Annotated in this window: 7 protein-coding genes; all 7 read right to left on the bottom strand. The window is 43.8% G+C overall.

The features are described from left to right. Positions 1-106, bottom strand: a 106-nt coding sequence (locus ACT3QQ_RS13275) for an FAD-dependent monooxygenase (protein WP_444528358.1), incomplete at its 3' end; no start/stop codon positions are given. Between the two features lie 41 nt (positions 107-147). Continuing rightward, positions 148-570: a tetratricopeptide repeat protein gene (locus ACT3QQ_RS13270; RefSeq protein WP_444523932.1), complete on the bottom strand. Its 423-nt coding sequence runs from the start codon at positions 568-570 to the stop codon at positions 148-150. A 124-nt stretch (positions 571-694) separates the two neighbouring features. Continuing rightward, positions 695-1,183, bottom strand: coding sequence for a M48 metallopeptidase family protein (locus ACT3QQ_RS13265; RefSeq protein ID WP_444528357.1), 489 nt, complete (start codon positions 1,181-1,183; stop codon positions 695-697). 212 nt (positions 1,184-1,395) lie between these two features. After that, on the bottom strand, positions 1,396-3,441 hold the full coding sequence (gene betT / locus ACT3QQ_RS13260) for a choline BCCT transporter BetT (RefSeq protein WP_444528356.1): 2,046 nt from the start codon (positions 3,439-3,441) through the stop codon (positions 1,396-1,398). Between the two features lie 292 nt (positions 3,442-3,733). Further along, positions 3,734-5,434 (bottom strand): choline dehydrogenase, encoded by a 1,701-nt coding sequence (gene betA / locus ACT3QQ_RS13255; RefSeq protein ID WP_444528355.1) that lies wholly within the window; start codon positions 5,432-5,434, stop codon positions 3,734-3,736. A gap of 131 nt (positions 5,435-5,565) precedes the next feature. Then, positions 5,566-7,050, bottom strand: coding sequence for a betaine-aldehyde dehydrogenase (gene betB / locus ACT3QQ_RS13250; protein ID WP_444528354.1), 1,485 nt, complete (start codon positions 7,048-7,050; stop codon positions 5,566-5,568). A 153-nt stretch (positions 7,051-7,203) separates the two neighbouring features. Then, the coding region (locus ACT3QQ_RS13245) for a TetR/AcrR family transcriptional regulator (RefSeq protein ID WP_444528353.1) at positions 7,204-7,583 on the bottom strand (380 nt) is incomplete at its 5' end.

The raw sequence follows: 7,583 nt of genomic DNA, 5'->3' as shown, positions 1-7,583 counted from the left end.
CACGCGCCTCTAGCAGTCTATACGCTATGCCCTTTTGCTCTAATAAAAAGGCAGTATATAGCCCACTTAATCCACCACCAACGATTATTACAGGTATGTCTTGCATATCGGATTACCCAATTTATAGAGGATTGACTATAGTCAAAACTACTCAGCTAACAACTTAGTAAGCATCTCATCAATCTCAACCTTAAACTCTTTGTCTTCTATTTTATTGGCTGAGATTTTGGCATTTTGCAGACTTTGGATAGCGGCTTCTTTTTCGCCCGTCTCAAGCTGTAGCACCGCCATCGAAAAAGCAATCGATGACAGATGGTCTTTTGAATTTATCTCAGTGGCTTTTACTAGTGCTTTGTCATAAATTACCAATGCTGCGTCTAAGTCTTCCGTGAAATCAGCCAACGTTTCCCATTGTTCTGGGTGGTCCTTGTCAGTATCTTCATTGTCAGTACAAATAGCTTTTAATTCAGCATATAGCGAATCAAACTTTTCTTGATTGCCTCTGCGATCCGCTTCTAATAACTCTTCAGCTAAGGTGTAAATGGCTTTATATATTTTGGTATTGATCATTGTTTACAACCTTTTATAGACTATCTCGTGTGTGGTTAGGATTATAACGTAATTCTAACGACTCAGATGACTTCTTAGAAGAAGGCACGATACTTATAATGGGTTAGTTATATAGTGATTAGAGTCATAAATCGCGCCAATGCAACCATAAGCGCATATCCAGCTCCAGTTGATGATATTCAGGCTCCATATGACAGCACAATTGATAAAAAGCTTTGTTATGTTCGTGCTCTTTGAAATGAGCAAGCTCGTGTACCACTATCATGCGCAAAAACTCTGGCGGCGCGTCTTTAAATAGGCTGGCAACCGTGATGCTATTGTGCGATTTGAGTTTACTTCCCTGTACGCGAGATTGCGTCGTATGAATACCCAGTGCATGTTTTAAAACCTTGAGCTTACTGCTATAGCTGACATTTGATAGCTGACCAATCTTACGCATGTATTGGGTTTTTATCTCATTTATATACTGATAGAGCGCTTTGTCACTTTGGATTTGATGCTGATTCGGGTACTTTTTTTCCAGATATTCGCCTAACCTATCCTCAGTTATAAGCTGAGCAGCTTGATTTTGAATCTGCTCTGAATAATGGGCAATGTACTTTAATTTGGTCACAAATTTATCCTTTGCTAATACGTTGCAGCGTATTAGTCGATCAATTTAATCTTTATAGATTTTACCTTATATTTGCGGTGCTTGTTTGGGATATACCCTCAATTCAAACGATAGTTGTTTATAAGTAGTTTATCCATAAAAAGAAACCCCATAAGCTGCGTTCAACTTATGGGGACATTTTTGCTATTAGCTTTACTTAAAAAGCTGACTGACTAACGCTCTAAATGTAGATACTGCAAATGACGTTCATACTGATTTAAGATATCAACCAATACTTGCTCTTTTGAGTAGCCAACTAAGTCATACTCTTGTGAGCCTTCACTTAAGAACACTTCCGCACGATAGTAGTACTCTGCGTGCTTAGTTGATGTGCTTAAGGTAAAGTTTGGACGCTCAGCTTTAATCAGATTGACTTCATAAATAAAGTCGTCTTCGTCGCCATGACCGACACGCAGTTTCAAACCATCTACCTGACCACTATCTTGATCCATGACTGCATCGATACCTTCACCAATACTAGCAAGATTTTTGGTATCTAAAGAGGTCTTAAGGCCACCTGCTTTGAACTCTTTTTCGACCTCAGACATCGCTGGCATCACAACATTATGCAAGAACTTTTCGACCTGTGCATGTCCTGGGAAGCTCACAATACGTTGTAAGCGCGCTTTCCAGCTCTTACCACTATCTAGTACATTAGCCGTACCAATGGTGCTGGCTTTGCGTTTGTTGCCTTCTTCCTTTAACGACTTCCACATAGACATCATGTAGAGCACAAGAATAATGGAGAATGGCAAGCCTGCAATGACAGAGACAGACTGCAATGAGGCAAAACCACCTGCAAACAACAATCCTAACGTGATAAGACCAGTCGCTGCCGCCCAAAACAGACGTAACCAAACAGGAGCATCAGTGTCATTGGTCATACCTCTTGAGCTCAAGTTCGCTAATACTAACGCGCCTGAGTCAGCAGACGTCACAAAGAATATCAAACCAATGATCACACCTGCAAAAGACAGTACTTCACTGTAAGGAAAGTATTCAAACAGTGCAAACATACCCATTGCAGCATCGTTGACCGCGATCTCACCTAACTCCGTCGCACCATTAGCAACCAAGTCTATCGCTGAATTACCAAAGATAGAGAACCATGCAAAGATAAAACCAAGTGGAATAAACATCACGCCAAATACAAACTCACGTAAAGTACGACCACGGCTAATACGTGCAATAAATAGACCTACAAATGGCGCCCAAGCAACCCACCATGCCCAGAAAAATATCGTCCACCAAGATTTCCACTCAGCACCAGCAGCACCATCATAAGCATAAACATCAAAAGTCTTATAAATAATGGTCTGGAAATATTGCCCGATATTCTGGGTAAAGGTATTCAATAGATATACGGTATTACCCATCACCAATATGGCAAGCAATAGCAAAATTGACGACAGCATGTTGAATTCAGACAGACGACGGACGCCTTTTTCGACACCTGTCATCGCAGAGATAGCGGCAGCGGCAACAACCCCGACAATGATGAGCGCCTGAACCATCTTGCTAGATTCGATACCAAATACATGGGTCAAACCTGCATTGGCTTGTAGCACTCCAATACCCAAACTGGTCGCAATACCCATCAACGTACAGACGACACCAAAGGTATCAATACCATCACCTAGCCAGCCTTTGATTAGGCGTTCACCAAATATCGGCGTCAACGGCGAGCGTAGCGCGAGTGGCATATTTTTACGATAAGCAAAGTAAGCCAAAGCCATACCGATCAGGGCATAAATACCCCAGCCGTGCAAACCCCAGTGCAAAAAAGTCTGAGCAAGCGCTTCACGCATCGCTTCAGCACTAGCAGGCTCTAGACCAGTATGCGGGGTCAAATAATGCATCAAAGGTTCAGAGGCACCAAAGAATAACAGGTCGATACCGATACCCGCTGAGAACAGCATGGCCGCCCACGCTAAAAACGGAAATTGCGCTTTTTCGTGGTCTTGACCAAGCTTTATATCACCGTACTTAGAAAAGCCAACAAATAAAGCAAAAATACTATAAGCGGCAACTACCAGCATGTAGTACCAGCCAAACTTATCTGACACCCACGCCATGCTTGAGCTAAGTAAGGCCTCACTATAATCTGGAAAAGCGATGGTCCAGATTATCAATAAAATAGAAATAATAGCAGAGCCCAAAAACACCGTTTTGTTCAGGCTCAAAGGTTTCGTCACATCTTGTGATGGCGAACTGTACATAAAAGACCTCAATAGGTAAATTAAACAGGGTCCGATATTGCTTTGTCCGGCATCGTCTGATGGTAGACTGATGACCTATAACCGTATGACGTGGAACCAACCGCATGACGGACAAAGCAGTACCAATAAATAAAAAGCTAATAAAATTATAAACAACTTCAACCTGAGCGGTATTCATCATTCTAATACGCTAACGCTGATAGAGAAGGCCTCTACTTGGAAAGGCCCTTTTGTTGAAATTTTCTCATATCGTTATTTATTCAGTTTTTTGCCTGTAGGTTTATATTGCAGCCTACACCGTCGAGAGGTAATCACGCATTGGCTCAGAGCGCAGTGGTGCACCATTGGCCACATAATAATCTGCCGTAGAACGTGGTAGCTTCACGCCTCTCATCTTATCGACAATTTTTTCTGCCAACATGATTGTTGTGGCATTGAGATTACCACTAATGATGTTGGGCATGATAGATGCATCGACGACTCGCAAACCATCAATACCATGAACCAGACCTTCGCCGTTCACTACCGAATCATTGTCTTCACCCATCGCACAGGTACAAGATGGATGATAAGCCGTCTCACTATGATTACGTACGTATTCATCTAACTGGGCGTCAGTGACCAAATCATCAGTCGGTGCAATCGCACGACCACGGTAAGGGTCGAGCGCTGGCTGATGCATGATTTCACGCGTGATACGCATCGCTGCACGGAATTCTTGCCAGTCCTGATCATGCGACATATAGTTAAACAAAATACTTGGATGTGCTTTGGGATCACGCGACTTTAGCTTGACGCGACCACGGCTTGGCGAGCGCAATGAGCCGACGTGTGCTTGAAAGCTGTGCGATTTAACGGCACTACGGCCATCGTAGCGTACCGCTAATGGCAGGAAGTGATACTGAATGTTTGGATGGGTGAACTTTTCATCGGTACGGATAAAGCCGCCACCTTCGAACTGGTTAGAAGCACCCAGACCTGTGCCATTGAACAACCACTCTGCACCAATCGCAGGCTTATTCCACCATTTATTTGCAGGCGCGATTGAAACTGGCAGTTTGCATTCATACTGCATATACAGCTCTAAATGGTCTTGTAAATTATTACCGACACCTGGCAGTTCCAATATTTCAGTCACACCAGCGTCTTTTAGCCACTGACCAGGACCGATACCTGAACGTTGTAGCAGTTGCGGTGAAGCAATCGCACCAGAAGAGACAATTACTTCGCGAGCGGCATGGAAATTTTTGGTCTGGCCTTCGTGCTCGACTTTAACACCGACAGCGCGCTTACCGTCGAATAAAATTACATCAGTCAACGCACCTGTCAAAATCGTGATATTGCTACGTGGTTTGGCACGATCGAGATAGCCGCGAGCCGTTGATGCACGGCGACCGTTGGGTGTCACGAATCGATCCATCGGACCAAAACCTTCTTGCTGATAGCCGTTTAGATCTTCAGTACGTGGATAGCCCGCTTGCACGCCTGCTTCAATCATAGCTTGGAACAATGGATTAACCCCTGGCTTTGAGGTAGTCATTTCAACAGGACCACCCACGCCATGATAGTCATTCTCGCCAGCGTCACAATTTTCTAGCTTTTTGAAGTACGGCAAGCAATCAGAATATGTCCAATCTGATAGGCCTTTTATCTTAGACCAATCATCAAAATCTAACGCATTACCACGGATGTAGCACATACCGTTAATCAGTGATGAGCCACCTAGACCTTTGCCGCGACCGCAGTCCATAACACGGTTGTTCATATAGGGCTCGGGATCTGTCTTATAACCCCAATTATAAGTCGTCCCTTGTAGTGGCATTGCAAGCGCAGCTGGCATTTGGGTACGAAAGTCAAAACGATAATCTGGACGACCTGCTTCTAACAGCAGTACCCTAATATTGGCATCTTCGGTCAGACGTGTGGCCAGCACATTTCCTGCTGAGCCTGCACCAACGATAATGTAGTCGTACTCATGTGTGGTTGATGGCATAACATACTCCATAATATTGAAAAACATAAATCGTTTAGTGTCAGTAAGGTCTACTAAAAAGGCCAAATAGACCTGATAAAAAACCTTACTGGCTTAGTTTTTCTCAATACAAATTATTAAACTATGAACAATTAAAAGACCGATTCGAACGCGCCCAACTCTACTTGGATAGATTTGGTCTGAGTATAATGCTCAAGAGCTTCGATACCATTTTCGCGGCCGATACCAGAATGTTTGTAGCCACCTACTGGCATTTGCGCAGCCGACTCACCCCATGTATTTAACCAGCAGATGCCAGCTTCGATTTGAGCAATGACGCGATGCGCGCGTTTTAGATCTGCAGTCACAACCCCAGCTGCCAATCCGTAATCTGTATCATTGGCACGGCGAATCACTTCTTCTTCGGTCTCATAAGTCAATATCGACATTACTGGGCCAAATATCTCCTCACGTACAATGGTCATATCGTCCGTGCAATCAGTGAATACCGTCGGTTCGACAAACGCACCGTTTGCAAACTCGTCTGTCGTAACACGTGCGCCGCCTACTAGTAGACGTGCACCACTTTGTTTACCTTGCTCGATATAGCCAAGCACTCTTTCCATATGCGGGAAGCTAACTAATGGACCCATATTGATATTTTCATCCATAGGGTCGCCTAGTTTAATACGCTCAACACGAGTTAAGATAGCTTGCTCGAACTTAGCTTGTAGCGCTTTTGGGACAAATACACGCGTACCATTGGTACACACCTGACCAGTACTATAGAAGTTGGCCATCATAGCGATGTCAGCAGCCGTATTAATATCCGCATCATCAAATATGATCAAAGGTGATTTACCGCCAAGCTCTAAAGTTACGTCTTTTAAAGATGCGCTTGCCGCGCTCGACATAACTTTTTTACCAGTCGGCACACCACCTGTGAACGATACTTTTGCGATATCTGGGTGTTCAGTCAACGCCTGACCTACTTCGTAGTTACCTTGAACCACGTTAAACACACCATCTGGCAATCCAGCTTCTGTCAATATCTCTGCCAGTTTCAATGCCGTTAGCGGCGTCACTTCTGATGGTTTAAAAATCATCGCATTACCAGCAGCCAGTGCAGGTGCCGCTTTCCACATAGCGATTTGAATAGGATAGTTCCACGCGCCAATACCAGCGACCACACCAAGTGGCTCACGGCGAGTGTAGACAAAGCTAGTATCACGCAATGGAATCTGACGACCCTCAATCATTGGCGCAAGCCCTGCATAGTATTCAACGACATCAGCACCAGTGACGATATCGACGTACTTAGTCTCAGAGTAGGCTTTACCCGTGTCTTTGGTCTCAAGTAGTGCCAACACATCATTGCGTGCGCGCAATATTTCAACAGCTTTTGATAAGACTCGGCCACGCTCAACTGCTGTCATCGCTGCCCAGACTTTTTGACCTTTATGAGCAGCTTTTACTGCCTCGTCAATCTGCTCATTGCTGGTTTGCTGGATCGTTGCCAATACGTCACCAGTGGCTGGATTGATATCTTCAAAAATCGTCAGCGATTCATCAACTGCTAGATAGCGTCCGTTGATATAGGCTGTTTGTACTTGGTCTAAATTGATAAGATCTGTCATAAATTCTCCTTAGGACGATTGGCAGAAGTAACTATATAAAAGTACTCAGGCCGAATAGTATCGTCGTTGGTTAAGTTTCAAAATTCAGTCTTTAAATAGTGAAATAAAAATTACTTTATAAGTCAGTGTCATTTGATGAATCAGCATCGTTTATCAATCAAAGTCGTGTTGCGTCATTTTTATTAATCGCTTGCGCAATGACTTTTTGTCTGCGATATCAATGCCTGAAAAGTCTGAGAGCCAAATACCGTCAGCGACGAGACGTACCATACATAATGTCTCGGTATTATCCGTTTCAGCATGTTTTTTAATTTGTTCATTTGCCCATTTAGCCCACAACTCACGCAGTTCACTATCACCAAGCATTAGCACATATAAGGTTGCTTGATTATCGTACTCTTCCTGCCCTTTTTCGCCGAGGCTGATGGTCGCGTCTATATAAGCGCGAGTAAATGAACCGTATTTAATAGGATCTTCAGCCATTGCTGCGTTTACTTCTGCCTCAAATTTAGCCATTGCATCATTGAATACTT

The organism is Psychrobacter sp. AOP7-A1-24 (assembly GCF_052376235.1).
Taxonomy (GTDB): domain Bacteria; phylum Pseudomonadota; class Gammaproteobacteria; order Pseudomonadales; family Moraxellaceae; genus Psychrobacter.
The sequence above is the reverse complement of the archived record's forward strand: the minus strand, read 5'-3'. Positions and strand labels throughout refer to the sequence as shown.

Excerpts from the sequence above, each read along its gene's own strand:
- betT (WP_444528356.1), bottom strand. The coding sequence starts at position 3,441 with ATGTACAGTTCGCCATCACAAGATGTGACGAAACCTTTGAGCCTGAAC.
- ACT3QQ_RS13270 (WP_444523932.1), bottom strand. The coding sequence starts at position 570 with ATGATCAATACCAAAATATATAAAGCCATTTACACCTTAGCTGAAGAG.
- betB (WP_444528354.1), bottom strand. The coding sequence starts at position 7,050 with ATGACAGATCTTATCAATTTAGACCAAGTACAAACAGCCTATATCAAC.
- betA (WP_444528355.1), bottom strand. The coding sequence starts at position 5,434 with ATGCCATCAACCACACATGAGTACGACTACATTATCGTTGGTGCAGGC.